This window comes from Prosthecomicrobium pneumaticum, assembly GCF_014199915.1.
In the GTDB taxonomy this organism is placed as follows: Bacteria; Pseudomonadota; Alphaproteobacteria; order Rhizobiales; family Kaistiaceae; genus Prosthecomicrobium; species Prosthecomicrobium pneumaticum.
Genome location: NZ_JACHOO010000005.1, coordinates 243,007 through 269,344, shown reverse-complemented (window position 1 = coordinate 269,344; position 26,338 = coordinate 243,007). Strand labels below are relative to the sequence as shown.

Genomic DNA, 26,338 nt, shown 5'->3' with positions numbered 1-26,338 from the left:
GGGTCGGACACGAGCCGCCTATGGCTCGTCGGGAACCGGCTCTGAAGCCGGATCAATGTCGCCGTCGTTGGTCCAGATCGGAACCGCGCGACCGACGATGGAAGAGAGGGGAAGCGGGCCAAAATACCGACTGTCGAATGAGTCCGGCGCATCCCAGTTCATGAGGAAAGCGGCGTCGCTCGGGACGACGCGGCAGCCCTGCCAGACAGGCAGTGGTCGGCCACGACTGTCACGCTCACGAGCCGCCCCGTAGCGCCAGCCGTAAGCGATAATGTCGAAGCCCTCACGGCAGACGGTTTGGCCTGCGAGCGCGAGCACGCGCTTCAAGAGCGGCACGCCGCGCGGAAGATAGCCGCGGGCATCGAGGAAACCGGCGAGCGGTTCCGGCGGCATGACAATGGCAAGGTCCGTGACCGCGATCCGGTCTGCCGGCTCGACGCGATAGAGGCCGACCGGCACACTTGCCGACGCATTCCAGATGAAGCGCGGCGCGTGCCCCGACCAGACGGGTGCTGCGATCAGCAGCACACCGCTGGCTGTCATCATCAAGAAGAGGCCACGTGCCGTCATGACAGCAGCTCCCGGCGACGGAGCCAGGCGTCATGCTGTTCTTGCGAATAGGTGCGTGGTGTCTCATGCACCCAGAGCCTGTTGTGGACCTGCTGCCAATATTCCGGCGCGGCGTCAGAGGGAGCCACGCCGAGGGCTTCGACGGTGTCGACCGCCTTCAAGGCGCGCTCGACCTGACCCCATCCGGCGACGAAGAGCAGTATTTTCGCGCCGGGACGCACATAAGGCCACATGCAGCACGTTTCACCCGGCGCAACCGCGCGCATGATGGCGAGATGGGAGAGGGTCGTGCCATAAGCGTTCGCCTCCCAGCGCAATAGCGCGAATGTGCTGCCCGGAGTGAACATCGCGAGGCGTCTGCGACGATCGATCTGACGCTCGCACACCGGCTTGCCGAAGCGCAGCCGGACATTGATGCGGTCGCGCTCAAAGACGGCCAGGACGCAAGTGTAGCGGCGCGTGGTCATGCGTCTGCTCCGCCCTCAGGAAAGCGCGTCTCGAGCAGCGCGCGGATCATCTCGGCGACCGTGACGCCTTGCCTGAAGGCGGCGACCTTGACGCGGCCGCGCAGTTCCGGCGTCACGTCGATGGTAAGGCGCGCGGTGTAGATCTCGGCCTTCGCTGCCGAAGTCGGCGGTGTTGCCTGAACGGCCACCTCGACGCCGTTGCCCTGCTGCACCCAGGCATCGACTGTGGGTGCGGCGGGTTTCGCGCCGAAGGTGACGCGCTTGCCGCTCATGAGCTGCCTCCCATGATCTCGGCAGCGAGTGCGGTGATCTCCTGTGCGGCCGCGCCGCCGGGCTCCAGCTCGCTGGCCAGACGGCCAGTGGCGACGCTCTCGGCGAAGACGACGCGCTGGCCAATGTCGGCGGTGAGCGCGGGCAAGCCCTCCGGCAACGCGGCGCGCACGTCGCGGCCGATGATGGTGCCGACGATGCGGCGGTTGACGACGAAGGCGGCGCGGAGCTGCGGCTTGAACAGCCGCGCCTCGCCGATGAGCGCTACGATCTCGGCACTCGCCCAGACGTCATAGGGCGACGGCTGGACCGGGATCAGCACCAGGTCGGCGGCGAGGATCGAGGAACGCGCCAGCGCGGTTACGCGTGGCGGGCCGTCGATGACAACGTGATCAGCGCCGCGGGCGATGTCAGGAACTTCCGCATGCAGCGTCTCGCGGGGGAGCCCGAGAACGCCGAACAGGCGCGGCAGGCCGCTTTCCGCGCGCCGCTGCGACCAGTCAAGCGCCGAGCCTTGCGGATCGGCGTCGACGACGGCGACACGCGCGCCAGCGGCCGCCAGCTCACCGGCGAGATGGGTGGCGAGCGTCGTCTTGCCGACGCCGCCCTTCTGGTTGAGGAGCGCCACGATCATGACGCGCCCTCCAGGCTGGCACGGTCGTCATGTCCGGGTATCGGTCGCCCTTGGGGGCATGCTGGCGCGATAGGCAGCGCGACGATCGTATGGGATTGTTCATAAGCGTACTTATTCGTATAACTTAAGACATAATCGTCTTTTCTCAGTTTATATTGGTCATAGTTATCAACAATGTCGCCAGATAAATAAAGAGAGTTAGATTCCATATTAGAGAAGTTAGGGGATAATTTTTGCAAAGCGCCGCAATTGCTTAACGCGCATTCGCGCCTTTGATAGCACGATAGCCGTGCCCCCGATAGCACGAGTCCGAATGCCTTCGATAGCACGAGACTATTCACAGCCTTTCCACAGCCTCCCTTGAACGAGCGGACAGAAGCGGTGTGGCCGGCGCGAAGACGAGCAGTTCGCGGCCGTTGTCGAGCCGGTCGATGCGCAACCGATAGCCAGGCAAGGGCTGGCGGCGCACGATGTCGCGCAAATCGCAGGCGAAGTTCGAGAAGCGCGAGAGGCTGCCCGACTTGGCATGGAGATGATGAAAATCGAAGCTCCAGCCGCCGGGCTGGCGGCCGCCATGCTTGCGCACCAGCCGGTACAGCCAGCGTTCGATGCCACCGAACAGATCGAAATAGTTGCGGTCGATCGTCAGGACCAGGGCGTTGTTGAGAACGCCTTCGTAGAACCAGTCCGGCACGATCAGCTCGATGCCGAGCGGTCGGCCTTTGGCGTCGAGCCTTTCCTTCCATTCGTTGATCCAGGAAAAGCGATGCCGGCGCCTCTCGGAGGGCTGGCGGATCGACGTGGCGACGGTGGTGGCTTGCAGGCGGTCGAGCGCGGCCTTGAGGCGCTGATAGTCGCGGACGGAGGTGCCGCGGCCGATAAAGGTCAGGATTTCATAGGGTGTCGTCGCCATCAGCCGCGAGGTGCGCAGGCCGAGGTCACGAGCGTCGACGATCTGCGAAGCGGCCCAGATCAGGATGTCGGCGTCCCATATGGTGGCCAGGCCGAATTCGGCCGGGGCCTCGACATGGATGCGGACGTCGCCGGCCTCGAATTTAATCGGCTGGACGCGCTTCGACTTGGCGAGGGAGAAGAAGGGATAGGCCATGAGATCCTGCGAGTCGCGGGTCGCCATGTCGCCGGGGCGCGATCGGAACAGTTCGAGCTGGTCGCGCTCGGATATGTGTCTGCGCGCCGCCATGCGTTGCCGTCAGCGGGCTTGGGCGTAGCGGGGATCTGAGGTGGTGTTGCAAGCGCGCGCCTCGATCCAGGTTTCGAGGTCGTCGATCGCGTAGACGACGCGGGAGCCGAGCTTGCGGAACTTTGGTCCGCCGCCAATGACGCGCTTCTTGTTCAGCGTGTGCGGCGAGAGCTTGAGATAGGCGGCCGCTTCCTCATTGGTGAGGTAGCGGCTGGCCGGTTTGGATTCGGGACGATCCATGAAGCTGCCTCCGTCTCAGGCTGGCCGAGCGAAGCCCGGTCCAGCGGTTGGGAGGCAGCTTGGGGAAAGCCTGTCCTGCTGCGTATGGAGAATCCTGGCCGGTCGGCTTTCTCCCTCACGGGGCGGCGGCGGGCATGGGATACTCGCCGGCCCGACGCGCGGTCGCGCCCCACAGGAAACGGCGATAGCCGCCGTTCATGAGGGCGCGGCCACGGTGGACGAGATAGCGGACCCTGGCGCGCAGCTCGCTGTCACCATGCCATTTCTCCTCTACGAGGCGTGCGCCGAAGATCGCGATGGCGATCTCGCGCTCGCTGGCTCCGGCGAGATGACCGTCGAGGGCCTGCAAGGACTGCATGGTGATGATCGGCTCGGGCGAGCCGCGCCGGCCGGCAAGTCCGGCTGGGCGAGTGGCGATCACGGCCAGCAGTTCCTTGGCCTCGCGCAAGCGGGCATCGGCCCGGTCGTCCGGTGCGATCGCGAAGGTGAAGGGCATGGTGGCGTCAAGCGCGCCAGCGATATGGATATGCCAGGAGCGGCCGCGCCGGGTGAGCTTCAGCGCGAGGCGGCCGCCGTCATGGCCGATCGCCTTGCGGCCGGGAAAGGTCCAGAGGTCGAAGACCGGCGTACCAGCCTCCGGGTCTTCGTCCGGCACGATCGGCAGGGCGATGTCTGGATCAGGCCGCCAGAACGGCAGCGCGTCGCGCGCGTCGTGTTTGGGGTTCTCGAAGAAATCGTAACCCCCAATTCTGCGCATATGCGCTCAATGATGGACGCCGCTTCGTGCCAAAGCGGCGCCAGTCATTCCGATAGCCGGGATTGCGCCGCAGGTGCTCCCAGGCGACGGCCGGACGGTCGAGAAAGAGGATGTAGAGATAGGCGGCGTTGGCCATCCAGTCTTGCGTGTGGGGCATGTTTTCTCCATGTGTTTCGGAAAGCTTCTATTTTCAAGAGCACGCACCGTGTCCCCCAAAATGAGGCGGCTAAAGTTAAGGTGTCGTGCATCGTCGGGAGAGGGCGATTGCAGGCGGTATTTGTTCGGATAGTTGAGGCCGTACCAGCTATGACTTTGCGAGCCGGGCGGAGCCCGGCGAGCCGCGGCCGCGCCGCCGACCCGGATTTACGGATCGGCGGAAAATTTCCGGATATAGAAGGCCGCGCGGCATCTGCGGCTATGCGGCCTTCTCCAGCAGGGTCTTTGCTTTCGCTTCCAGTTCTAGCCGGCTATCCTGATGCGCCTTGGCGCGGGCGTGCGCCGTCATGCCCTGCACGAAATCGAAGATGCTTTCTGGCGGGCGGCCTTCCTCCTGCAAGACCGTCTCGATGATCTTGCCGGTCTCGGCCTTGCTGAAGCCGCGCTTGCGCATGAAGCTCTCGCGCTCCTCGTCGGTGCGGGCGACGATCTTTTCCCGGGCCGCCTTGATCCCGGCGATGAATGGCGCGGGCGAGGAATTGGCAAAGCTCGTCAGCGCGGGCGCCGCCTCATGGGCGAAGCGCTGGGCCGCGAACTTGCTGTGCCGGATGCTGATCTCCTCGAAACCTTCCACGCCCCAAAGGTTGCGGTTCATGCACACAGCGCGGAGATAGAAGCTCGCAATGCCGAGGGTCTTCGATCCGACTTCGCTGTTCCAGCAGTAGAAGCCCCGGAAATACAAATCCGGCTCGCCGTTCGGCAGGCGCCCTGCCTCGATGGGGTGGGTGTCGTCCACGAGGAACAGGAACACGTCGCGGTCGCTGGCATAGAGGGTGGTCGTATCCTTCGTGATGTCCACGAAGGGATTGTGCGTCATGGTCGCCCAGTCCAGCACGCCGGGCACCTTCCACATGGTGTCGCCAGTGCCGTTGCCGGCGATCTTCATGACGGCGGCGACAAGCTCGTGATCCCAGATGCGGCCATAGTCGGGGCCGGTCACGGCGCGAAGCTCAATGCGGCCGTCATCCGCCTCAAGCGTCTTCACAAGCTCGGCGCGGTGCGACAGCAAGCCGTGCTGCAGGTTGATGCCGGCGAGCGGCGCGGGAAGCTGGCGCATATAGGTGGCGGGCGCGCCGACAAGGCTGCACAACTGCCCGAAGCTCCAATGCGTCGGGGCGATGGGCGCATCCTGTCCGGGAACGATCAGCGAAAGCCGCTCCGCATCCTCCCGGCTTGCCTCCACGCGTACGGCGCGGCTCTCCACGGTGCGGGCCTTGGCGCGATCCGCCCGGGCCTTCACGGCATCGTAAAGCTCGGTGAGCGACAGGAAGCGTTCGTCGTCGGGGCGCGAGAACCACTCCGACGACACGCGGCCGATCCGCTCGCCACGTGAGATGTCCACGCGGAAGCCGCTTTCAACAGTCTGGCCATTCTGGCTGGTGCCGATGATGTTCATGGTCGTTGCTCCTTTTCCCGTAGATGCCGAAGGCATGTCCCCCGACATGCCTTCCGGGGGCGCGAGAGCGCGCGGGAATGGAGGGGGCACATGCCGGCGCGCGGAGCCGGACTGCCAGGCCGAGCGAGGTGGGTCCGATGATGGGAAGGATGACCGTCATGACCACCTTGCGAGGCGGCGGCCCTGCTCCGCAACAGGCGGCATTTGCGGGGAGCAAGGGGAAAGTCCCCCTTGGCTCCCCCGAGGATCGGCAAGGCTCCGGCCGCGGCCGATCGGGACAAAGGGAGCGCAGCTCGCCATACTCGATTCTGGCTGTGGGAACCTTCGTCAGCCCCGGCCGATGGTCGTCCGCCTCTCGCAATCGTTGCGGAGATGGGCTATATAGATCGAAATTCAATATCGAAATCTGACCTGATTTTGATGCCGTTATTCGAGGACGAGGCCATGCAGCGCGTGGAAGCCGAAATTGCCGTCAGCGTTTCCGACCTGAAGAAGAACCCGACTGCCATCGTCGACGGCGCGCGGGGCAGCGCGGTCGCGATCCTCAACCACAACCGGGTCATGGCCTATATGGTGCCGGCCGATACCTATGAGGCGATGATGGACGCGCTCGACGATCAGGTGCTCGTCGAGATCGCCAAGGCGCGCGCGAACGAGAAGGGCGTGCCGGTCAGCCTCGATGACCTATAGGCTGGAATTCCTGCCCTCCGCGCGCAAGGAATGGGACAAGCTCGGCGCGACGCTGCGCGAGCAGTTCAAGAAGAAGCTGGCGGAGCGCGTGAGCCAACCGCATGTGCAGGCCGACGCGCTGCGCGGCATGCCGGATCATTACAAGATCAAGCTGCGCTCGGCCGGTTATCGGTTGGTCTATCGCGTCGAGGATGAAAGGGTCATGGTCGTCGTCGTCGCCGTGGGGAAGCGCGAGCGTTCTGAGGTGTATGAGGCGGCGAAGAAGCGCCGTTAGGACGCTTTACAGCCGATCAGGGCAAAGGGAGCACGGCTCGCCGTATCTCCTTCGGGCGGCGGCGGACATGAACACGGCGAAGCCCCGCTTTCGCGGGGCTCCCCCTGTGGCGGCCGGTGTCACTCGGCGGCGCGGCGGGACCAGATAAGTGCGAACTCACCCTCAGTCTCCGTCTCGACCAGGCTCGCATAGATCGGAGCCGGGAATGACGGATCGTCCAGCTTGACGGAGTGGTAGTCGCGGCCCTCGCGCGAGGTCTTCTTCCACGCCGCTCCGAACTCGGTGGCACCGGAGAAGATGCGGAAGTCCGGCCCCTTCTCGTTGTCGCCTTCGGCGGGGACGAATTCGACCGCCTTGACGTTGAGGCTCAGGGTCTTGACCGCGCCCTTGAAGCCCTTGGCGGTGGCGGTGAAAGTGCCGATGGTGGCCATTGCGGTGGTTCCTTCTGCTGACCGGGCCGCGCCCATCGCGGCCTCGATGGGGGTCGGCAGACCGGGGACGATCGGCCCGCAACATCCGGCGAGGACTTTTTCGCTTCGCGGTGCAAAGCCGGCCCTGGCCGGCGGCGGGAAAAAGCCGCAGGCGGCGTGTTGCGGGTTCAAGATCGAGGTGACGCCCGCGTCGCCGGTCTTCGGTCAGACCCCTGCCTATCGAGGACGAGATGGACGTGGTTTGAGACAGGCGGACAGGAGGAACAGCCCGATAGCTGCAATCGGAACGACGCTTTCACTGCCACCGCCAAGGGCTTCTCTGAGAGGGCCGGACAGGCCCTCAGCCTCACCGGCGGGGGGAAGTGATCGGTTCTCCCTGACGATCGGCCGGCGACAATGAGAGGGGGCCGAACCCTCTCCGCGCCCTGCCTGCCACCGAGTTCGGAGCGGCGTGCAAGAAACGACATTGCTCCTGCGTGGGGCCGTGGCTGCCCCGCCTCCTCAAGCACAGGGACGATGCGGGCTTTCCCGATCCGTTCGATGCAATGCGGGCATGATCGAGACCGGCATCGGGAGGCAGGATCGTCCTCATCCCGTCCCGCCGCGCCGCCGAGTGACGCCGGCCGCCACAGGGAAACCCTGCGAAAGCGGAGGGCTTTATCGTGGGAATGCCCGCCGCCGTTGTCCCGCGCGTCAGATGGGATAATCGGACCACCTCGTCGAACTCCATCATGGAGCGCGGTTGCTGCGACTCCGAATAGAGGCATGATGCGGACTGACCGGCAGAGTGATCGTGACCCGTATGGGCCGAAACCGCTATGGCGGGTTCGGCCGTAGGCGGCATGCGGCCGGAGATAGAGTACGATCGCGCACAGCGCGTCTGCCCCAAGGGCACACCCGAAAGCCCCTAGAATACCAGTTTGATTCCGGAAACCAGCAAGAGCAACGCAAGGATTCCACGCAGCCAGCGGTCCGAGAGATATCGACTTCCGACGAAAGCTCCTATCGACCCACCTGCGGCGACAGCAACAAGCCACAACGGCAAGGAAGTAGGAACCTGATCCCAATAGAAATAGGCACCCAATAAGGCTGCGGCCGAGTTCATGAGATTGTAGACAGCCGTGGTCGCTGCGGTTTGATGTGCTGTTCCCCAGTTCATGGCGAGGATCGCTGGTGCGAGGAACACGCCGCCTCCGGTTCCCGTAGTTCCGGAGACGAAGCCAATGACCGCGCCGGTCGATAGCGCACCCCAGAACGGTGGCGCTGACGGTGAGGCTGCCCTTGTCCCGCCCTTCCTGATAGCAGATCGCGCCATCTGGAGCGACGACAGTATGAGGATTATCCCCACAACCGGATAATAGACCCCTTCGGGCAGATGGATGGCACCGCCAAGCAGAGAGAAGGGAAAACCGAGTACGGCAAAAGGATAGACGTTCCGCCAAGACAACCGCCGCGCCCGGATGAAATAGAAGGTGCCTATTGCTGCGACGAGGAGGTTTAGGGCAAGTGCTGTCGTTTTCATGACCAGTGGCGAAAAGCCGGCCAACGCCATCGCCGCGATGTAACCCGATGCTCCGGCCTGGCCTACCGCCGCATAGATCAGGGCGATAACGAGGAACGCCATCCCCAACCAGATTGCTTCATTCTCCAATGTTGGCAACGCCCCGTCTTCACATTCCTGCTTGGTTATGCCCGCAATAGCCAGTTCAACCAAGCGAAGGTTCGGGCCAGGTGCCTCTCTTCATTGACTGATTTGAACAAGGCGGTCGTGCCTTGATGTCCGAGGTCCGATTATAGAAGGGATTGTTACCGGAGGCGAAAACCCGGAAGGGGCTTCGGGAGCCACCGCAGGAGGCGTAGAGCCCGACCCGAAGGGCGATGCCTAGCATCTCAAAAATATAGGGGGTGAGAATTTGTCAGCGTTGGGATAATTGCACTGATGTTCGATCATCACGTCTTTCGCTTCGCTTTACGCTTCGTCGCAATTGCAGATACCTCGCGGATGACGTCATGGGGATCGAAGCCGATCGTTTCGGCCAACTCAAGGAACTCGACGACATCGATGCGACGGCCGCCGGATTCGATGGCGGCAACGACGGACTGGTATCGGCCGAGCGCTTCGGCCAGATCGGACTGGCTCATGCCGGCCTCCCGGCGCTTGTCGACGATGAGCTGAACCAGACGCATATGCCTTGGCGAGCGAAGCGTTTTTTGCATATGCCCTGCCGGTCATTGACGAAACCGGCAGATCAATTAAACCGAAATACAGATAACCAGAAAATCTGGTTAGCCTTGGCACGACGGATTCCGGCATGGATTCTCGATTGTTGGCGGACCGACATCCAGCGCTAGGTCAGCTTTATCGCGTCTGGCTTGCGCGCGGTGAAGGCGCAGCCATGCCGCTGGCTGGAAATATCACCGAGCGTCTGGCCGATCTGGATGATGTGATCGTCGTGATCCGGCGCCCGTCCGAATCGGATGAGCCGCTGAGGATCGAGCGCAGCGGCAAGGATGTCGACCGGCTCTATGGAGTTGCTTTGGCCGGCGAGCCGGTCGGCCGGCTCACGCCGTCGAGCGCGGATGCGGACAATGAGGCGGCCATCGTTCTCGCATCCGGGCGCACGCTGATGATGGAAGACCAGGCGCAGCTTCCGGGTGGGTCTGCCCGCATCGTCCGGCTCTATTTGCCGTTTGCCGACGAGGCCGGCGCTGTGGCGGGCGTTGTGGTCGGCATCGTCAAGGCCGCCTGAAATCCGCAAAAGCGGATTTCAGGAAACGGAGCGATCATCATTGCGATCGCTGCTCGATATAGCTTCTCATGGTTATGGTTCCTGCTCTCGCGCAGTCGAGGTCTCCGGCCGCGCCGTACCGGCGCGGCCGGAAAATTCTCGATGCTGTCGAGAGACTGGCCGGAACCGCCGAAGCGGCTCCGGCCGTTGGGCTCACTCGGCGGCGTGGTTGAAGGCTGCGCCGTCCTCGACCGTGCCGGTATCGTCGCGACTGGCTGCGGTCGGCGCATTTAGGACCGCGCCGGCTTCAGCCTCCGGGGCATCCAGCCATGCGGGCCGTTCGGTGCGCAGGAGTGCGGGGAGCCATCCGGTGGCGGCGACAAGCTGCTCGGCGGCTTCCGCCATGGGCTGCTTTTTCATGCCGGCGATCCGGTCGGCGGCCTCATCGCTGACGGCTTCCCGCACGGCGGCGGCGATGTGTGCCTTAGTCACTCGACTGAGGTAGGTCCGTGCCGTGGGCGTCCAGTGCGCCGTCATGTCGAGGGCAAGCGCGGTCGCTAGCCGATCCGCTGTCTCATGGACGCGGGGCTTGCGGTCCCAGGGCAGCCTCACCGCATTGACGGTGAGTGAAGCGCAATGGGCAAACAGCGCCAGCACGCTCGCCTGATCCAGCGCGGCGATGAAGCCCCACAGGTCAGCCACATCGCACGGCATATCCGCTGCCCATCCGGCATGACGATCCGCTAGTGCCTTCGCCGGCGCCGTGTCCTCGATGCCGTCCGCGTGCCCGGTGAGGGTGCTGCTCGTCGGCCGGATTTCGAGGCACGTCGCTTCCGCGCCGCGATAGAAGGTCTGCGCGGCGAGGGCATGGGTGACGACGACCAGCGCCATGTCCGGCTGCTCACCAAGGGCGAGGCGCAGGCCGAGCGTGCGGTGAGCGGTGAGGTCCCGCACGAGAAGGTCAGAGAGCGGCTTGCCCGCATCCTCGGTATCCTCGTCCTCGGCGTCGAGCGCGGAAACGGGGTTTCCATCCTTGTCATCCGTGCCGTCCTCGATGATCTCGCCATCCTCGGTGACGCGCATGTTCTCTGCGGTTTCTTCCGGCTCGGGCTTCTCGTCCCCGGCCCGGATGAAGCCGCGCTCGATGCGGGCAGTGCCGTCATGCGACAGCACGACCAACACGCCTCCGCGCGCGACGTCGTCCGGGTCATAGATGTGCCGGAGCGCGTCTATGCGCTCCATGTCCGCTTCAAGCACCCCGAACCGCTCGTCCGCCTCCGGGGGAAGCTCCTCTGCGCCGTCCCATTCCTCCGACAGCCGGTTGTATTCCTCCTGCGCGGCGGCATAGGCGGCGGCATCTTCCTCGGAAAGCTCCACCGGCTGCGGATAGGCGCGGCGCTGGCCGTGGGCATGGGGATAGTCGATGTGGACCGAGACCCACTTCCAGCCTTCCGCCTGAACCTCGGCGCCGATCCGCTCCAGCTTCCCGGTGACGAGCCGGTCCAGCAGCGCGGCATCCTCGTAGAAGCCGCCGCGATCCTCGGTGAATAGGTCGCGCAGGATGGTGCCGCCCGCCTCGGTGTATTCCTCCGGGCCGACGAAGATCGCCCGGCGATCCGTTGCCGGAATGTGTGCCTTGGTGAGGTCGCGGCGGATGATCCACGGCTCGCGGTTGTAGGAGAGGTTCGCAAAAACCTGCTCCTGCCGCCCGTGATCCTCGGTGAGGGCGAAGGCCATCAACTGGTCGAGGTTCAAGCCGCCGTCGCGGTACACCTGCAACAGCTTGGGGCTGACAGCGCCGAGCCGCAGGCGCTGGCGCACCACATGCGCCGTCACGCCGAAGCGGGCGGCGATCTCCTCCGCTCCCCACCCGCGATTTTCCGCAAGCTCGCGGAACGCCTCGAACTGGTCGGCCGGATGCATCGCCTCGCGGGTGACGTTCTCGTCAAGGCTGATCTCGTGCGGGTCATTCGCCGTGTCGATGACGCAGCGCACCGGCTCGGTCTTCCTGATCTCCTTGCGCTTCACGCGGAGAAGCTGGGCAAGCCTGCGGCCTTCGCCCACCGTCACGAAATAGCTGTCGGTGGGCTCTCCCGCTGCATCAAGCTCGGGCTCCACCACAAGGTTTTGCAGCATACCCTTGACGGCGATGCTGGCGGCCAGCGCCTCGATGGTCGCTTCGCTGTGCGGGGTCTTGCGGGCATTGCGCGGCGACTTCTTCAACTTGTTGAGCGGAATGAAATCCGCCGCGCCGCTCGCGGCCTCCGCCTCCGGTGCGGGCAGCGCGCCGACGATTTCTTTCGCCGTTTCCCCAATGCTACGGACTTCCGCATCCGCAACCTGATCCGCCATCGTCTCGGTGACGGCCCGTGCCTTCTTCGATGTTCTGGCCATTGTTCCGATCCTTTCTCCGTAAATGCCGAAGGCATGTCCTCCGACATGCCTTCCGGGGGCGCGTGAGCGCGCGGCAGAGAGGGGGGCGGCTGCCGGCGAGCAGGGCTGGGCTGCGCCGCGAGCGGGGTGGATCGGAACGGTTGGGACAATGGTAGCCATGCGCCGCCTTGCGAGCGCGCGGCCCCGCCCTCGCGCAGGCGGCGGTCGCGGGGGAGAGAGGGCTAAGACCATCTCTCCCCTTTCGGGATCGGCAAGGCTTCAGCCGCAGCCGATCAGGACAAAGCGAGCGCAGCTCGCGGTATGGTCTTGGGACGGTGCAGGCGGTGAGGAGCTCAGCCGTTCTCCGTCGGATCGACGCCTACGACCGGCTCTGATCGTTGCTGAGCGAATTTAAACCGATGATGTCAGCCAGCCCGGAGCGTATGAACTCGCCAGCCGTTACCTTCGAGCGCCGCGATCTCATTGGCCTCTAGGTGGTCGAGAGGCATCGCAAGACAGAGCAGTTGGGAAGGCCTAGTCATCCCCACGAAAACGAGGGTCAGTTGCCTGGCGACAGTCTGTCTCTCGCGCCGCCGTGCATCGCCCGTGCCTGTGAGCGGGCCGATGGCTTCCTTCAAATCGAACATCCTTCGGCTCGGCGTCGATAGAACGAGCGTAGCGCTGTGCGTCTCGCCCTTCACACCGTGAATAGTCGAAAGGGCTATCTCAACTGAGCGATCGTCACTGACGTGGCGCACGATGTTCTGCCGTGAGCGGCCGACGACCGCGGCGGCAGCGCCGTCGGGCACCCAAGCGAGGAAGTCGGCGAACGCTTGAGGAGGCGGGGCAAGCATCAAGAGCCTGAGCGCGTTTTCAATCTCCTGGGCGGTCTGCGGCCAAGCGTCTGCATCGCCCGAATCCACGCTGAAACACAGGCGGTGAGCCACCAAGCGTAATGCCAATCCGGCAGCCGGATCGGCGGCGTCAAGCGCGGCCAAAAGGCCCCGCTTCGTCAGTCTTGGTGTCCCGTGGGCAATGTTGCCGCGATGAGCGAGTGCCAACAGGCCGTCCCAGATCGCATCGGCCGCCGGCGCACAATCACAGGCCTCGGTGAGCAACATCTGCGCGCGGCGCGCATAGTCCGCGAGGTTCGAGAAGCTGGCCTGCGAGCCGGCGTGCCCGGCGGCGAAGGGCGGCCAGTAGTCGCCAAGGTGGCGCGGCATGTTCTGGCCCGCCCCAGTCTTGCGACCGGCAACAGCCTTGGCGACAAAGCCTCGGGGAAACCCATCGGGGTATTCTTCGAACAGAAGGTCGCCAAATGCAGGGAGGACCTGGCCGATCGCGCCCTGCTCGAAGGCGAAGATGGTGTGACGCTTCTCGGGCTCGCGGACGGTTCCCTGGATTTCCTGTGGTGCGCGCACGGTGATGGTCGAAGCCGCTCGTGCAATGTGCGTCCCAAAGCGCCGGCTCTGCACCAAGTCGATATAGCCCGCTCGAGGGAACCCAGTGACGGCATCGGCATCGACAACATCGTGGAAGATGGCTTGGTTCTGGTCACCGAAGCGCTGGACGACCGTCTCATCTCCAAAGATCGATGTGACAAATGCATGCTGCAGGGTATCCGTGTCCTGCATCTCGTCGATGAAGACACAGGGGAACCGATTTCGCACGACGTCGATCAGTCCGGGCACATCGCGGATGGCCCGGCTGGCATAGGCGAACATATCTTGGAACCGGAAATATCCATCGTCGGCCATAGCGGACTTGAGCGCCCGGAACGCCCGCCCGGTCGGCGTGCCGGCCTGCGGAAGAGTGGCCTCACAGCCGACAGTCAGGTCAGGTCCTTCGAAACGGAGGGTCGTCAGCAGTGTGTCGGCTGTGGCCGGATGGTTCTGGAGGTAATTGTTGATGTGCCAAGCCTTCGGCCGAGCCCGGATCGCTGCTGCGAAGTGCCCGTCGTCGATAAAGCGGGGCTCACGACCGGAACCGCGTAGAAAAGGGAGGGCAAGGTACTGATGCGCGAACGCTTGGAATGTGCCGATGAAATGAGGGTGACCTAGCAGACGACGACCATGGGCGTCCTTGGCGAGCCGGGCTTCGACTTCCTGCCGCGCGACGTTGGTGTGAGATAGAACACACACACCTTGTGACCGCGAGGTCCACTTTCGCGCGAGGATCGCGAGCTTGGCCACGAGCAAGGTCGTCTTGCCGCTACCTGGAGCCGCCTGGATGTCCACGCTATCCTCGTGGCACAGGGCTCTGAGTTGGGCGTCGGACCCAAAATCGCAACCGAGAAGGCTTTCGACCTCAGCCACGTCGCTGCGCTCGATGGGAAACGGTAAGGGCATCAGATGACGTCCTCAATCCGCTCGATGGGCTCGGTGACGTACTCTATCGCCTCCACCAAGTATCTCGGCAGCCTCCGTGCTAGATTCTCCGGCTCCCAATCCTGCTTGGGAATCTCGGCGGCCAAGTAGTGTGCCGCCTCAACTTTCGACGCCCGTTTATCAAAGAGCGACCGATAGATGCGCGCGGCGATCTCGTCACTGGCTAGCTCCTGCGCCTGCCAGCCCGCAAACTCCGCATCCGCCGTCTGAATCTGGTGGGCGATTTCCTGATCAGTCAGGACATCGTTCTTGTCCTTGGCCCGCCTCGCCATGCGGATCGCACGGTGACTGAGCTGGCCAAGTCCGGCCGCCGCAATGTCATGCTCCAGTGTCCAGCGCGGCGACACAAACGTCCGCACGGAACCGCCGTCACGCGCCTTAAGGCCAGCGACCGCGGCTTCCAGTTCCTCCACAGTGAAATCGTTCTCGAACTTTCTTCGGGCGGCCTCCCCCGGCCCTGGGGGGGCGGGAGGCGGCACATAAGCCGCGCTAGCCGCAGTCGGGAAATCCCGGTCGGTCAAGCAGGCGACCCGGATCGGGGAGGTCGTTCCGTCGGTGCGCTGGAAGATGCGCGCGTACCGGAAAAGCCCTCGATGTCCGACGTTGACGATCGATACGCCGTACTTTGCGAGCGGCCGCCCCAAACCTTCGGCGAGCGCCGGAAGCAGGATGTTCTCAGCATCACCTTCGACGATGATGACAGACCTGGCGAAGAACAGGTTGGCCTTGGTGACGTCGAGAAAACGTCGCAGGAACGCATAGTCTGCCTTCTCAAGCGCCGTGCTTTTGTGGTCGAGGGGGAAGGCCTTGTGATCGGCGAGCAAAGTGATCGCCTCAATATCGGCCTTGGCCGCCAGGGCAGGGCTGTGGGTTGTCGCAATGACCTGAACCCGACCGGGGCCGGGCTTGGACCGCAGCTCCAGCAGCTCCATCAACCGCAACTGCATTTGTGGGTGGAGATGAGCCTCCGGCTCTTCGATCAAGAGCAGAGGCATGCCCTCGGCGGCTCCAAGCAATAGGAGCTCCGTCGCCATGAACAACACGTTGTTCAGGCCCAAGCCCCGCCGCGTCGGCAATTGCACCCCGGCCCTCGATCCCAACGCGAGCTCGAGCTTTTCGAGAACCTGTTGCAGATCCGTACGCCTCGCGACGGAAATGGCCGCCGCCAAGGGGTCCGCAGCCAGGGAGAGGCTAGCGAGGAACTCGCGATTGATCGTGTCGCGGACACTGGTGACGACCGGGTTAGCCTGAATCAACGCCTCGGCCTGAGCCATGATACCGACGAGCGTCGCTGGCGGGGGCCCCCCGTCTTGGTAGTCGCTGACGTGCTGGCCCGCGAACTCGGGATGTGACGCCAGGATTTGAGAAAGGCGTGATCCTCGGCCTGCCGTGAGCTCTGCCTCTGCGTCTCGTAGTGGCCGAAGATATGTCGTACGTAGAAACTCGCGTATGGTGCCTTCGATCGGCGGACCAGAGCCCAGGGCGCCGGCGCGGAAGCTGACGGCGATTCTCCCCTTCGCGGCCGTTCCGCCGTCTAACCTGCTCGCGGTCAGGGAGACCGACAGGTGCGGCGTCTCGCCGGGGCTGGTGGTCAGGTACTCAAGGAACGTTGCCTGCTCGGGCGTCGTCAGGCCACGTAGGATCGCCGAGATTGAGAGAGTTTCGGCGCGCTCGGCGCCCGACACGTGGAAGTCGTCGACCGTCAAACGATGGTAGTCCTGGCTCGTGGTCCAAAGTAGATGACGCAGGGCGTCCACGACCGTTGTTTTGCCGGCGTCATTCTCGCCAACCAGCAGATTGAAGCCGGGCGAGAAGACAAACTCGACCGCGTGCTCGTTTTCCCCGAACTGCCGGAAATTCTCGATCTTGAGGCTGGCCACGTACATCTGGCTGGCGACTCCTGAAACGGCCAATAGCTCAGCTTTAGCGTGTGTCGTGCGGGCACGCCATTGATGCGGTCACGCCCTGCCTGGGGTCGCGTGTTGACTACCCGCGCGCCGCGTTGATTTTGGCGATGGCGCCGGCCAACTCCGCCTCAAAGTCGTAAGCACGCTCCGACGGTGGCGCTAGGCCAGCGATAAAACGGGCCACCTCAAGAGCGGCGAAGTCGTGGAAGGGATTGAGCCCGATGACGTTGCCCAAGGTCAGGTCATCTGGCGTCGCCGCGGCAATGATCTTGGCGAAGCGGCCGAGCGCCGCGTTTTCGTCCCAGTGGGAAACAAAGAGCAGCGTCGCGGTAAAGGCCAATAGAGCCTCCGGCGTATCGCCGTAGATGCTTCCAAGTGACCGTCGCCTGGTCAGCGACAGGTTTCCATAGGCCGCCATAAGCCCGGCCAGCCTGGCGGTCATCTCGTACCTCGACCGCAGGGGCTCCATGGCGATAAGCCGCTGCCCTTGATTGGCCATCAGAATGCGTTTCGTCCGATCGCGCACCGCCGCGTCGAAACCGATGCGAGGGATCCGCTTTACGAAGTCACGGTAGTAAAAGGCGAGGTCGCGAAGCGCCGCCCGACGCGTGTCGAAGCCCGGGAAGATGAGATGGAAGGGCTGGAACTCCAGGGCTTCGTATATCTGCAGTCGGTTGATGGACCACAGCCAGTCGGCCACGGCCGGGGTACCCTTGACCTCGAATGCGTCAGCGTCGCGCTGGGCTAGAAACCACGACCGCATCTCGAAAATCGCCGGCTTGCTCAGCTCACCGATTGCAATGGCCTTGCAGACCAACTCCCGGATAACCTTGGTGTCCTTGTCGTTCGCGGAGAACTGAACGTCGACGCCTCTCTGAACACCGGGCACGTCATCCATTGCGAAGAAATCACAGCCCAGCTTGTGGGCCGTGTGGCCCGAGGCGTCGATAAACCGGAAGTGCGCCTGTCGCGTGTTACGCCCAGTACCGTTTGCATCGGACCGGACCAAGCTCGCCCCGCCGCATCGACACGACGGGCACAGCAAGTCGCTACGCATCCAGTCTCGCTCGGCTTGGCTCAGGCCGTAGTCTACCTGCTCCAAGGATGCGGTGACGCCCCGGCGCTTCAGCAATTGCTTGAAGTCCAGCTCCTGGGCAAAATGCTGCGAATAGGCTGTGTGCGACACTGGTCTTAGCCGCCGTGCGTGGCGCAGTACCCGCCACGATCCTTCGCGGCTTTCCACGGTCCGATCGCCATCTGGCCGCTGAGGCCTTTGACCCCCGCCTTGCAAGGCGCGCCCTTCATGGTCACGCCGCTGCAGCGAACAAAGCCCTCCGTTGAAAGCCACTCGACGAACTCTTCCCGCGTCAAGCCGACCCGAGCGGCCATCGCGCCGGTCGCGTCTTCCAAATAGGTTCGCGCCTGGTCTGGTTGCAGATCCACCCTCAGCCTGCCCCAACCGAGGCCTCGGTCGACCCAGTACGGTTCGCCATGGGCGATGTGCGAGCTGATCACATCGCGCTCCAGTTGGTCCGGAGCCGGCCATTCTGACATCGGCTCCGGTATATGCATGCCAGCGTCGGACCCGTGGCCTTTGGGCTGGTATGATTTCCGGCCTGCGCGAACCAGGAACCTCGACTGCGCCTTCTTGCCCGGAAGACCCGTCGCAGCCTCCGCCAGAGCAAGACTAAGGCCGTGGCCGAACTCGCGATACGCAAAGATCGCTGCCTGCCAGCGCTGATCCTCATCCTCGATCTCAATGAGCGCCAGAGCCGCCTGCCGCCGCTGATCCTGTGCAAGTTCAAGTGCGCGCTGTGCGTTTTCAAGAGCTGTGTTGGCGTTCACGAGACGCTGTAAGGCAGGGTGCATGGCTGGAACCGAATCTCTGGTGAGCATCCAGAATAATCCAATCCGGCGCCGAGACGGCGCTCGAATCAGGAAATATGACACCCACCTCGAACGCGTAGCGTCCCGCGCCGAGCTCGATCGATCTAGGCTGCTGCATTGGATCTCAGCGCAGGCGGCGCTCTCTTCCGCACGAGCGATGGAAGGCGGGCAAGGTCCGAAAGGCTCGTTCGCCGTGCTGGACGTAATTCAACTGCGTACGGTGGCGAGCCGCCTCGTTCGAGAGAAGGCATGCGGTTTTCCACAAGGGGAGAGATGGCGGACGCTCTCGGCATCGGTGGTCACCAAGTGGTCACCATACCGAAAACGGCAAAACCGCCTCTCGGCGGTGTCGCTATAAGTTATTGATTATTTTGAGAATATTGGAGCGGGCGAAGGGATTCGAACCCTCGACCCCAACCTTGGCAAGGTTGTGCTCTACCCCTGAGCTACACCCGCATCCTGCCCGGGCACGCCGGACGGCGCCTATATGGCCGAACGGGTCGGGCTTTGCAACAGCAATTTGAAGCCCCTTTCGCGGGGCTGTGGACGGCCCGCCGGGCGGTCCCGGGCGGGCCGGTTTGTGCGGGATCGCGCGGCCGCGGGAGGGGCGCGGGTCGCCACGGCGGCGCGGGTTCGCCGCAATGGGTCGGCGCGGATCGCCGCGACGGGCCCGGATCGGCGCGGCGGCGGGACCCGGTGCCCGATAAGGAGCGCCGCGGCGCCGATCACCGCGGCCCGGGCCCGGCGGCGCCGGCCCGGCGCCGGCATGGGAGCGAGGCCTGCGGGGGTGGAGCGGGCGTTGCGACATTAATGCCGCGGTGCGGCGGAACCGGCCGCGGCGCGGCAACCTTTGCCCCTCCTCGCCGGTTCTCGGGCTCGTCAAGCCTCGCCGCCCATGCTACCTCTCTGGTCATAGGGGACATCTCGGGGGCTGATCAAAACGCGGAACATCCGTTTCGCGGGGTTCAATGGTTTCGTGAGGGTAACCCATGAAGAAGCTTCTCCTCGCCGGCGCCGCCTCGCTGGCGCTCACGGGCGCCGCGGCTGCCGCCGATCTCACCTATGAGGCGCCTCCCGCCGTCGCGCCGGCTCCGGTGATCTCGTCGTCCGTCTTCAACTGGTCGGGCTTCTACGCCGGCGTGCACGGCGGCTGGGGCTGGACCACGGCCGATGTCGACAGCTTCGGCGACGTCGACGGCGACGGCTTCCTGGTCGGCGTGCAGGGCGGCTACAACTGGCAGATGGACCAGTTCGTGTTCGGTCTCGAGACCGACTTCTCCTATGCCGACATCAGCGGCAGCGAAGCCGGCTTCGACGGCGACCTGAACTGGCTCGGCACGACCACGGGCCGCATCGGCTACGCGATGGACAACGTGCTCGTCTATGCCAAGGGCGGTGTCGCCTATGGCGAGGGCGAGGCCGACAGCGGCGTCGCCGACGAGAGCAACTGGCATGTCGGCTGGACCGCCGGCGCCGGTCTCGAATACGGCTTCACGCAGAACGTCACCGGCCGGCTCGAATACAGCTATGTCGATCTCGGCAGCGAGAACTATCTCGGCACCGACGTCGACTTCACCACCCACATCGTCAAGGCCGGCCTGAACTTCAAGTTCTGAGCCGTCCCGCACGATCTCGAAAGGCCCGGCCTCGGCCGGGCCTTTCTCGTTCCGGGGGGGCTCTCCCGCCCGAAGGCCCTGCGCGAACGGGAGGCCCGCCCTCGACTTGCGCGCCGCCGCGCTTCGGTGCTTTCTGCCGGCGCCCGCCCGAGGAGACGCCATGGCATCGCCCCGCGAAACCCTTCTTTCGCTGCTCGCCGAACTCGGCATCGCGACCGTCACCGCCGAGCACGCTCCGCTCCACACCGTCGAGCAGTCGCGGGCGCTGCGCGGCACGATCGCCGGCGGCCATTCGAAGAACCTCTTTCTCAAGGACAAGAAGGGCCGGCTGTTTCTCGTCGTCTGCGACGAGGAGGCGGCGCTCGACCTCAAGCGGCTGCACGAGACGATCGGCGCCTCGGGCCGGCTCTCCTTCGGTTCGGCCGAGCTGCTCGAGGCGGTGCTCGGCGTGAAGCCCGGCTCGGTGACCCCCTTCGCCGCGGTGAACGACCGCGAGGGCCGGGTGACGGTGGTGCTCGATTCGGGTCTGCTCGAAAAGGGCCCGGTCAACTTCCACCCGCTCGAGAACACCGCGACGACGACGATCGCCGCCGGGGATCTCCTCGCCTTCCTGCGCTCGACCGGCCATACGCCGCTCGTCGTTCCGCTCTCCGGTGCGGCGGCGTTGTAACCGGCGCGCGGGCGCGCCATCTTCTGCGGCAACGCGCCGGGTTCCGTCCCCGGCCTTCCAATCGATGGGGAAAATCGAGATGAGCACTCCGGCCGAGTTCCTGTCCGCCGCGCCCGCGACACCGGGCGGCGAGGCCCTCGTGATCGACGTGACGACCGCCAGCTTCACCAGGGACGTGCTCGAGGAATCGCGCCGCCGGCCGGTGCTGGTCGATTTCTGGGCGACCTGGTGCGGCCCGTGCAAGCAACTCGGCCCGGTGATCGAGAAGGTGGTGAAGGAGAAGCGCGGCGCCGTGCTCCTCGCCAAGATGGACATCGACAAGCATCCGCAGGTCGCCGGCCAGCTCGGCATCCAGTCGATTCCCGCGGTGATCGCCTTCGTCGACGGACGTCCCGTCGACGGCTTCATGGGCGCGCTGCCCGAGAGCCAGGTGCGCGCCTTCATCGACCGGATCGGCGCTGCCGCCGGCCCGACCGACGAGGCGGCGGCGATCGAGGAGGCGCTCGCCGAGGGCGAGGCGCTGATCGCCGAGGGCGCCGCGGAGGACGCGGCCGAGCTCTATGGCGCGATCCTCGCCCGCGTGCCGGAAGAGATCCGTGCGATCGCCGGCCTCGCCCGTGCCCACCTCGTGCTCGGCCGGCTCGACGAGGCGCGCGAGACGCTCGCCCTCGTGCCGGCGGAGAAGGAGAACGACGCCGCGGTCGCCGCGGTGCGGGCGCAGCTCGCTCTCGCCGAGCAGACCGCCGGGCTCGGCGAGGAGGGCGAACTGCGCGCCCGCATCGCCCGCGACCCGAAGGACCATCAGGCCCGCTTCGATCTCGCCCTCCTCCTCAACGCGAACGGCGACCGCGAGGGCGCGACGGACGCGCTCCTTGACATCTTCGCGGCGGACCGCATGTGGGAGGATGAGAAGGCGCGCAAGCAGCTGCTGCAATTCTTCGAAGCGTGGGGCCCGATGGACGAGGCGACCCGCTCCGGCCGGCGGCGGCTTTCCTCCCTTCTGTTCGCCTGAGAACGGTCGACGCGGCAGAGGCATGAAGCGATGAGGGCGGGCAACCGCGACTATGGCGGCCCGGCGGACATTCCCGCCGTGGTGCCGGTGTTTCCGCTCCCCTCGGCGCTGCTCCTGCCGCGCGGACAATTGCCGCTCAACATCTTCGAGCCGCGTTATGTCGCGATGATCGACGCCGCCATGGCGGGCGAGCGGGTGATCGGCATGGTGCAGCCCCTGCCGGGACGCGGCCTTTCCGACGACCCCGCCGAGCCGGACCCGCCGCTCTGCCGCATCGGCTGCCTCGGGCGGATCACGAGCTATGCCGAGACCGGCGACGGCCGCTATATGATCACCCTCACCGGCGTCGCCCGCTTCGATGTCGTCGAGGAGCTCGCGCCCGAGCGCGGCTTCCGGCGCTGCCGCATTTCGGCGGCGCCCTTTGCCGCGGATTTCGTGCAGGCCGCCGGCGAACGGGCGGTCGACCGCAAGGCGCTGATCGCCTGTTTCCGCGCCTATCTGGAGGCGAATCACCTGGAAGCGGACTGGGAGAGCATCGGCCAGGCGTCGAACGAGACGCTCGTCAATGCGCTGTCGATGATGTGCCCGTTCGGCCCGGCGGAGAAGCAGGCCCTCCTCGAGGCGCCGGATCTCAAGACCCGCGCCGAGACGCTGATCGCCATCACCGAAGTGTCGCTGGTGCGCGGACCGCAGGGCGGCTCCGCGGCGCCGCTGCAATGAGGAGCGCCGCCATGGCCGAGATCGACCGCCCGGCGAGCCGGATCGACCCCAAACTGCTCGAGATGCTGGTCTGCCCGCTGACCAAGACGACGCTCGACTACGACCCCGAGCGGCAGGAACTGGTCAGCCGGGCGGCGCGGCTCGCCTATCCGATCCGCGACGGCATCCCGATCATGCTGCCGGAAGAGGCGCGGCCGATCGAGGAGCCCTGAGATCGGGGCGATCCGCGCCGGCGGGCGGCGCGCTCAGAGCGCCTCGCCGCGCAGCAGGCGCGGGCCGTCGGCGCCCTCGTGCGCGGCGCGGCCGATGAAGGCCCGCTTCAGCCGCGGCAGCCGGTCGACGAGGCCGAGGCCGACATCGCGGATCAGGCGCACGGGCGCGAGATCGTTCGAGAACAGCCGGTTCAGCCCGTCCGTCACCATCGCCATCTCGACCGTGTCGTAGCGGCGCCAGCGCTCGTAGCGGCGCAGCAGATCGACCGCGCCGATGTCGAGCCCCAGCCGATGCGCCTCGACCACCGTCTCGGCGAGCGCGGCGACGTCGCGGAAGCCGAGATTGAGCCCCTGGCCGGCGATCGGGTGGATGCCGTGCGCGGCGTCGCCGCAGAGGGCGAAGCGCGGCGCGACGAAGGCACGGGCGACGGTGAGGCCGAGCGGGAAGGCCCGCCGCGGCCCGACCGGCCGCACCGCACCGAGCCGGTGGCCGAAGCGGCGCTCGAGCTCGAGGGCGAAGGTGAAATCGTCGAGCGCGACGAGGCGCTCGGCATCGGCCGTCCGCTCGGTCCAGACGAGCGAGGAGCGGTTGCCCGGCAGCGGCAGGATGGCGAAGGGGCCGGCGGGGAGGAAGTGCTCCTCCGCCCGGCCGCCGTGCGGCCGCTCGTGCTCGACGGTCGTGACGATGCCGGATTGGCCGTAGGACCAGCCGACGGTGCGGATGCCGGCGAGATCGCGCAGCCGCGAGCGGGCGCCGTCGGCGGCGACGAGCAGCCGGGCGGCGACGCGGCCGCCGCCGGCGCGCCGCGCCGTCACCGATCCCGGCGCGACCGCGAAATCGGCGATCGCTTCGGGAACGAACACCACCCCGGCGGCCTCGGCCCGCCGGCGCAGCGCTCCGACCATCACACCGTTCGGCACCATGTGGGCGAAGGGCTCGCCGGGCACCGCGCGGTCGCCGAAGGTGAGGAAGACCGGCCGCACCGGATCGGCGAGCCGGCTGTCGGTCACCACCATTTCGAGGATCGGCTCGCTCGCCGCGGCGATCTCCTCCCACACGCCGAGCGCCGCGAGCATGCGGCGCGCCGCGGCGGCGATCGCCGAGGCGCGGGCATCGGCCGCGGCGACGGCGGCTGGCACCGGATCGGCGACCGCGACGGCGAGCGTCGGATCGGCACTGCGCAGCGCGAGCGCGAGCGACAGGCCGACATAGCCCCCGCCGGCGATCAGCACGTCGGTGCGCAGGGCGCCGGGCTCCTCGACAGGCGTCATGTCAGCATGCGTCATGGCGGGCCTCTTCGGGCGGAGCGACCGGCCGGATGAGGCCGATGCGGGACGGGCCGGCGCGGGAGCGCGACCGGCAGAGGGGAATCTCGGGCGGAAGCCGGTTGGAGGCAAGCCGCGTCCGCGTCGCAGCGGTCGCCGGTCCCGCCGAAATGCGATTCAACATGCCTATTTTCTGTTCATTGCCCGGCAGCGCGGCGCCTTGGAAAAAGGCAGCATACCGCTGCTGCCGGTTTGTTGGGCGGGGAATGTGTCCGCTCTGCGACGGCGGCCTTTGCGTGCAGCCGAAAGTGGCGCTGCGGCAGGCGACGCCAAATCGCACCTCGCCTGTCGGGGGGAGCGTACTTGGCACGGAGTTTGATTGGAGGGCGTCGGCCGGTCCCGATGCATGTCGGGAAGCCGGCGCAGAATTCGGCCGGTGCGCCCGGTCGCAGCGAGGAACGCCCCGGCCGGCCGGGCAGCGACAGAGACGGGACCGACGCATGAAAATCGTGATGGCCATCATCAAGCCCTTCAAGCTCGACGAGGTGCGCGACGCGCTGACGGCGATCGGGGTGCAGGGGCTGACCGTGACCGAGGTCAAGGGTTACGGGCGGCAGAAGGGACATACCGAGATCTATCGCGGCACCGAATACGCCGTCAGCTTCCTGCCCAAGCTGAAGATCGAGATCGCTGTGGCGAGCGAGGCGGTCGACCGGGTCGTCGAGGCGATCTCGGCCGCGGCGAAGACGGGGCAGATCGGCGACGGCAAGATCTTCGTCTACTCGATCGACCAGGCGGTGCGCATCCGCACGGGCGAGACCGATACCGACGCGCTCTGAGCGGGGCACGGACGAACGATGCGTGAGTGGTTTTTGAAAGGCGATGCAGCCGACAGCCGGGCGAGGGGGCATGTCGTCCCGGCCGGCGACCGGTCGAGCGGCCGGTCCGACAGGAGAGGTGAAATGAACCATCGAACTGCACGATATTCGCTGCTGGGGGCCGCGGGGGCCCTTCTGGCGCTGACCGGGGCGGTGCTCGCCCAGGACGCGGCGCCCGCCGCGGCTCCGGCGGCTCCGGCCTTCGTCGTCGACAAGGGCGACACGGCCTGGATGCTCACCTCGACCGTGCTCGTGCTCCTGATGACGGTGCCCGGCCTCGCCCTGTTCTATGGCGGCCTTGTGCGCGCCAAGAACATGCTGTCGGTGCTAATGCAGGTCTTCATGATCACCGCGGTGACCATGCTGATCTGGGTGTTCTACGGCTACAGCCTCGCCTTCACCTCGGGCAACGCCTTCATCGGCGGCCTCTCCAAGGCCTTCCTCGCCGGCGTCACCACCGATAGCATCGCCGATACGTTCAGCGCCGGCTTCAAGATTCCGGAATACGTCTTCATCTGCTTCCAGATGACGTTCGCCGCGATCACGCCCGCTCTGATCGTCGGCGCCTTCGCCGAGCGCATGAAGTTCTCGGCAGTGATGCTGTTCTCCATCCTCTGGGTGACCTTCGTCTACTACCCCATCGCGCACATGGTGTGGTTCTCCGAGGGGTACCTGTTCGCTATGGGCGCGCTCGACTTCGCCGGCGGCACGGTCGTCCATATCAATGCGGGTATCGCGGGCCTCGTGGGCGCTCTTCTGCTCGGCAAGCGTACCGGCCTCGGCAAGGATCTGATGCCGCCGCATTCGCTGACCAATACGATGATCGGCGCCTCGCTGCTGTGGGTCGGCTGGTTCGGCTTCAACGCCGGCTCCAATCTCGAGGCGAATGGCGGCACCGCGCTCGCCATGATCAACACCTTCACCGCCACGGCCGGCGCCATTGTCGGCTGGTCGCTGATCGAGTGGATCGCCAAGGGCAAGCCCTCGATGCTCGGCGCGGTTTCGGGCGCCGTCGCCGGGCTCGTCGCCGTCACCCCGGCGGCGGGTCTCGCCGGTCCGGTCGGCGCGATCGTGCTCGGCTTCGTCGCGGCGATCGTCTGCTTCTTCTTCGTCACCACGGTGAAGAACGCGCTCGGCTATGACGACAGCCTCGACGTCTTCGGCGTCCACGGCATCGGCGGCATCATCGGCGCCGTCGGCACCGGCATCGTCGTCAGCCCGGCGCTCGGCGGTGTCGGCCTCAGCGAATACGACATGGCCACCCAGGTCGTGACGCAGCTGAAGGCCGTCGCGGTGACCATCGTGTGGTGCGGCATCGGCTCGGTGATCCTCTACAAGATCGTCGATGTGATCGTCGGCCTGCGCGTCCGTCCCGAGGTCGAGGCCGAGGGTCTCGACATCGTCGAGCACGGCGAGCGCGCCTATCACAGCTGAGACCTCTCGCCGCGGCCCTTTCCCGGGCCGCGGCGCTTTCTTCCGTGAACGTCCTCCCGTGAGACTTCGAGCCCCGGTCCCCGACCGGGGCTCTTTTCGTC

Annotated in this window: 28 protein-coding genes and 1 tRNA gene; 10 read left to right on the top strand and 19 right to left on the bottom strand. The window is 65.7% G+C overall.

The genetic code is table 11. From position 1 onward, the window contains the following. Window positions 1-18: 18 nt before the first annotated feature. The 9 genes from GGQ63_RS13510 to GGQ63_RS13475 form a co-directional block, all read right to left on the bottom strand. Entirely contained in the window at window positions 19-570 is a 552-nt protein-coding gene (locus GGQ63_RS13510; protein WP_183856703.1) for a S26 family signal peptidase, read from the bottom strand. Further along, window positions 567-1,037, bottom strand: a complete 471-nt coding sequence (locus tag GGQ63_RS13505) for a DUF2840 domain-containing protein (RefSeq protein ID WP_183856701.1) — start codon at window positions 1,035-1,037, stop codon at window positions 567-569. Before GGQ63_RS13505 ends, GGQ63_RS13510 begins: the two co-directional genes overlap by 4 nt. Beyond that, a complete protein-coding gene (locus GGQ63_RS13500; RefSeq protein WP_183856699.1) occupies window positions 1,034-1,309 on the bottom strand; it encodes a ribbon-helix-helix protein in 276 nt (91 codons plus the stop codon). The genes GGQ63_RS13505 and GGQ63_RS13500 overlap by 4 nt, the downstream gene beginning before the upstream one ends. Further along, the gene (parA, locus tag GGQ63_RS13495) at window positions 1,306-1,941 is read right to left on the bottom strand and encodes a ParA family partition ATPase (RefSeq protein ID WP_183856697.1); all 636 of its coding nucleotides are present in this window, start codon (window positions 1,939-1,941) and stop codon (window positions 1,306-1,308) included. The genes GGQ63_RS13500 and parA overlap by 4 nt, the downstream gene beginning before the upstream one ends. Window positions 1,942-2,278: 337 nt before the next feature. Continuing rightward, window positions 2,279-3,142, bottom strand: a complete 864-nt coding sequence (locus tag GGQ63_RS13490; protein WP_183856694.1) for a replication initiator protein A — start codon at window positions 3,140-3,142, stop codon at window positions 2,279-2,281. A gap of 9 nt (window positions 3,143-3,151) precedes the next feature. Next, complete coding sequence (locus GGQ63_RS13485) at window positions 3,152-3,382, bottom strand: helix-turn-helix transcriptional regulator (RefSeq protein ID WP_183856692.1); 231 nt, start codon at window positions 3,380-3,382, stop codon at window positions 3,152-3,154. Window positions 3,383-3,497: 115 nt separating this feature from the next. Then, complete coding sequence (locus GGQ63_RS13480) at window positions 3,498-4,139, bottom strand: DUF2285 domain-containing protein (protein ID WP_210308505.1); 642 nt, start codon at window positions 4,137-4,139, stop codon at window positions 3,498-3,500. Beyond that, window positions 4,060-4,275 (bottom strand): transcriptional regulator domain-containing protein, encoded by a 216-nt coding sequence (locus GGQ63_RS22345; RefSeq protein ID WP_343061149.1) that lies wholly within the window; start codon window positions 4,273-4,275, stop codon window positions 4,060-4,062. The genes GGQ63_RS13480 and GGQ63_RS22345 overlap by 80 nt, the downstream gene beginning before the upstream one ends. Before the next feature lie 279 nt (window positions 4,276-4,554). Beyond that, a complete protein-coding gene (locus GGQ63_RS13475; protein WP_183856690.1) occupies window positions 4,555-5,751 on the bottom strand; it encodes a DUF932 domain-containing protein in 1,197 nt (398 codons plus the stop codon). A 444-nt stretch (window positions 5,752-6,195) separates the two neighbouring features. Here GGQ63_RS13475 and GGQ63_RS13470 point away from each other — a divergent pair, with 444 nt between their 5' ends. Both GGQ63_RS13470 and GGQ63_RS13465 read left to right on the top strand, forming a co-directional pair. After that, complete coding sequence (locus GGQ63_RS13470) at window positions 6,196-6,441, top strand: type II toxin-antitoxin system Phd/YefM family antitoxin (protein WP_183856688.1); 246 nt, start codon at window positions 6,196-6,198, stop codon at window positions 6,439-6,441. Then, window positions 6,431-6,715: a type II toxin-antitoxin system RelE family toxin gene (locus GGQ63_RS13465; protein ID WP_183856686.1), complete on the top strand. Its 285-nt coding sequence runs from the start codon at window positions 6,431-6,433 to the stop codon at window positions 6,713-6,715. Before GGQ63_RS13470 ends, GGQ63_RS13465 begins: the two co-directional genes overlap by 11 nt. A 119-nt stretch (window positions 6,716-6,834) precedes the next feature. Here the strand turns inward: GGQ63_RS13465 and GGQ63_RS13460 are convergent, their stop codons facing one another. The 3 genes from GGQ63_RS13460 to GGQ63_RS13450 form a co-directional block, all read right to left on the bottom strand. Continuing rightward, complete coding sequence (locus tag GGQ63_RS13460) at window positions 6,835-7,146, bottom strand: DUF736 domain-containing protein (protein ID WP_183856684.1); 312 nt, start codon at window positions 7,144-7,146, stop codon at window positions 6,835-6,837. A 907-nt stretch (window positions 7,147-8,053) separates the two neighbouring features. Further along, entirely contained in the window at window positions 8,054-8,860 is an 807-nt protein-coding gene (locus GGQ63_RS13455; protein ID WP_246429777.1) for a sulfite exporter TauE/SafE family protein, read from the bottom strand. A 236-nt stretch (window positions 8,861-9,096) separates the two neighbouring features. Further along, window positions 9,097-9,288 (bottom strand): helix-turn-helix domain-containing protein, encoded by a 192-nt coding sequence (locus tag GGQ63_RS13450; RefSeq protein WP_337927146.1) that lies wholly within the window; start codon window positions 9,286-9,288, stop codon window positions 9,097-9,099. A 170-nt stretch (window positions 9,289-9,458) separates the two neighbouring features. Here GGQ63_RS13450 and GGQ63_RS13445 point away from each other — a divergent pair, with 170 nt between their 5' ends. Beyond that, window positions 9,459-9,896 (top strand): PDDEXK family nuclease, encoded by a 438-nt coding sequence (locus GGQ63_RS13445; protein WP_183856679.1) that lies wholly within the window; start codon window positions 9,459-9,461, stop codon window positions 9,894-9,896. A gap of 192 nt (window positions 9,897-10,088) precedes the next feature. Here the strand turns inward: GGQ63_RS13445 and GGQ63_RS13440 are convergent, their stop codons facing one another. The 6 genes from GGQ63_RS13440 to GGQ63_RS13415 all read right to left on the bottom strand — a co-directional run bounded on the left by GGQ63_RS13440 (window position 10,089) and on the right by GGQ63_RS13415 (window position 18,885). Next, the gene (locus GGQ63_RS13440) at window positions 10,089-12,269 is read right to left on the bottom strand and encodes a ParB/RepB/Spo0J family partition protein (protein WP_183856677.1); all 2,181 of its coding nucleotides are present in this window, start codon (window positions 12,267-12,269) and stop codon (window positions 10,089-10,091) included. Window positions 12,270-12,673: 404 nt separating this feature from the next. Next, window positions 12,674-14,596 (bottom strand): UvrD-helicase domain-containing protein, encoded by a 1,923-nt coding sequence (locus GGQ63_RS13435; protein WP_210308504.1) that lies wholly within the window; start codon window positions 14,594-14,596, stop codon window positions 12,674-12,676. Next, entirely contained in the window at window positions 14,596-16,521 is a 1,926-nt protein-coding gene (locus tag GGQ63_RS13430; protein ID WP_183856673.1) for an ATP-dependent nuclease, read from the bottom strand. Before GGQ63_RS13430 ends, GGQ63_RS13435 begins: the two co-directional genes overlap by 1 nt. A 100-nt stretch (window positions 16,522-16,621) precedes the next feature. Next, on the bottom strand, window positions 16,622-17,728 hold the full coding sequence (locus GGQ63_RS13425) for a hypothetical protein (protein ID WP_183856671.1): 1,107 nt from the start codon (window positions 17,726-17,728) through the stop codon (window positions 16,622-16,624). Between the two features lie 5 nt (window positions 17,729-17,733). Next, entirely contained in the window at window positions 17,734-18,438 is a 705-nt protein-coding gene (locus tag GGQ63_RS13420; protein WP_183856669.1) for a hypothetical protein, read from the bottom strand. Between the two features lie 372 nt (window positions 18,439-18,810). Continuing rightward, a tRNA-Gly gene (locus GGQ63_RS13415) sits at window positions 18,811-18,885 on the bottom strand. A gap of 533 nt (window positions 18,886-19,418) precedes the next feature. On the opposite strand from GGQ63_RS13415, the gene GGQ63_RS13410 reads away from it, so the two are divergent. From GGQ63_RS13410 to GGQ63_RS13390, 5 genes are all read left to right on the top strand, one after another. Continuing rightward, window positions 19,419-20,045 (top strand): outer membrane protein, encoded by a 627-nt coding sequence (locus tag GGQ63_RS13410; protein ID WP_183856667.1) that lies wholly within the window; start codon window positions 19,419-19,421, stop codon window positions 20,043-20,045. Window positions 20,046-20,205: 160 nt separating this feature from the next. Then, on the top strand, window positions 20,206-20,715 hold the full coding sequence (locus GGQ63_RS13405) for a prolyl-tRNA synthetase associated domain-containing protein (protein ID WP_183856665.1): 510 nt from the start codon (window positions 20,206-20,208) through the stop codon (window positions 20,713-20,715). A gap of 79 nt (window positions 20,716-20,794) precedes the next feature. Then, window positions 20,795-21,727, top strand: coding sequence for a thioredoxin (gene trxA, locus GGQ63_RS13400; protein ID WP_183856662.1), 933 nt, complete (start codon window positions 20,795-20,797; stop codon window positions 21,725-21,727). 30 nt (window positions 21,728-21,757) lie between these two features. After that, entirely contained in the window at window positions 21,758-22,447 is a 690-nt protein-coding gene (locus tag GGQ63_RS13395) for an LON peptidase substrate-binding domain-containing protein (RefSeq protein WP_183856659.1), read from the top strand. An 11-nt stretch (window positions 22,448-22,458) separates the two neighbouring features. Beyond that, a complete protein-coding gene (locus GGQ63_RS13390) occupies window positions 22,459-22,659 on the top strand; it encodes a Trm112 family protein (protein WP_183856657.1) in 201 nt (66 codons plus the stop codon). 33 nt (window positions 22,660-22,692) lie between these two features. Here GGQ63_RS13390 and GGQ63_RS13385 read toward each other — a convergent pair whose 3' ends face one another. Then, window positions 22,693-23,946 carry a ubiquinone biosynthesis hydroxylase gene (locus GGQ63_RS13385; RefSeq protein ID WP_425502077.1) on the bottom strand — a complete coding sequence of 418 codons (1,254 nt, stop codon included), beginning with the start codon at window positions 23,944-23,946 and terminating at the stop codon, window positions 22,693-22,695. A 479-nt stretch (window positions 23,947-24,425) separates the two neighbouring features. Here GGQ63_RS13385 and GGQ63_RS13380 point away from each other — a divergent pair, with 479 nt between their 5' ends. Both GGQ63_RS13380 and GGQ63_RS13375 read left to right on the top strand, forming a co-directional pair. Then, a complete protein-coding gene (locus tag GGQ63_RS13380) occupies window positions 24,426-24,764 on the top strand; it encodes a P-II family nitrogen regulator (RefSeq protein WP_183856655.1) in 339 nt (112 codons plus the stop codon). A gap of 123 nt (window positions 24,765-24,887) precedes the next feature. Further along, entirely contained in the window at window positions 24,888-26,237 is a 1,350-nt protein-coding gene (locus GGQ63_RS13375; protein ID WP_183856653.1) for an ammonium transporter, read from the top strand. Window positions 26,238-26,338 lie beyond the last annotated feature (101 nt).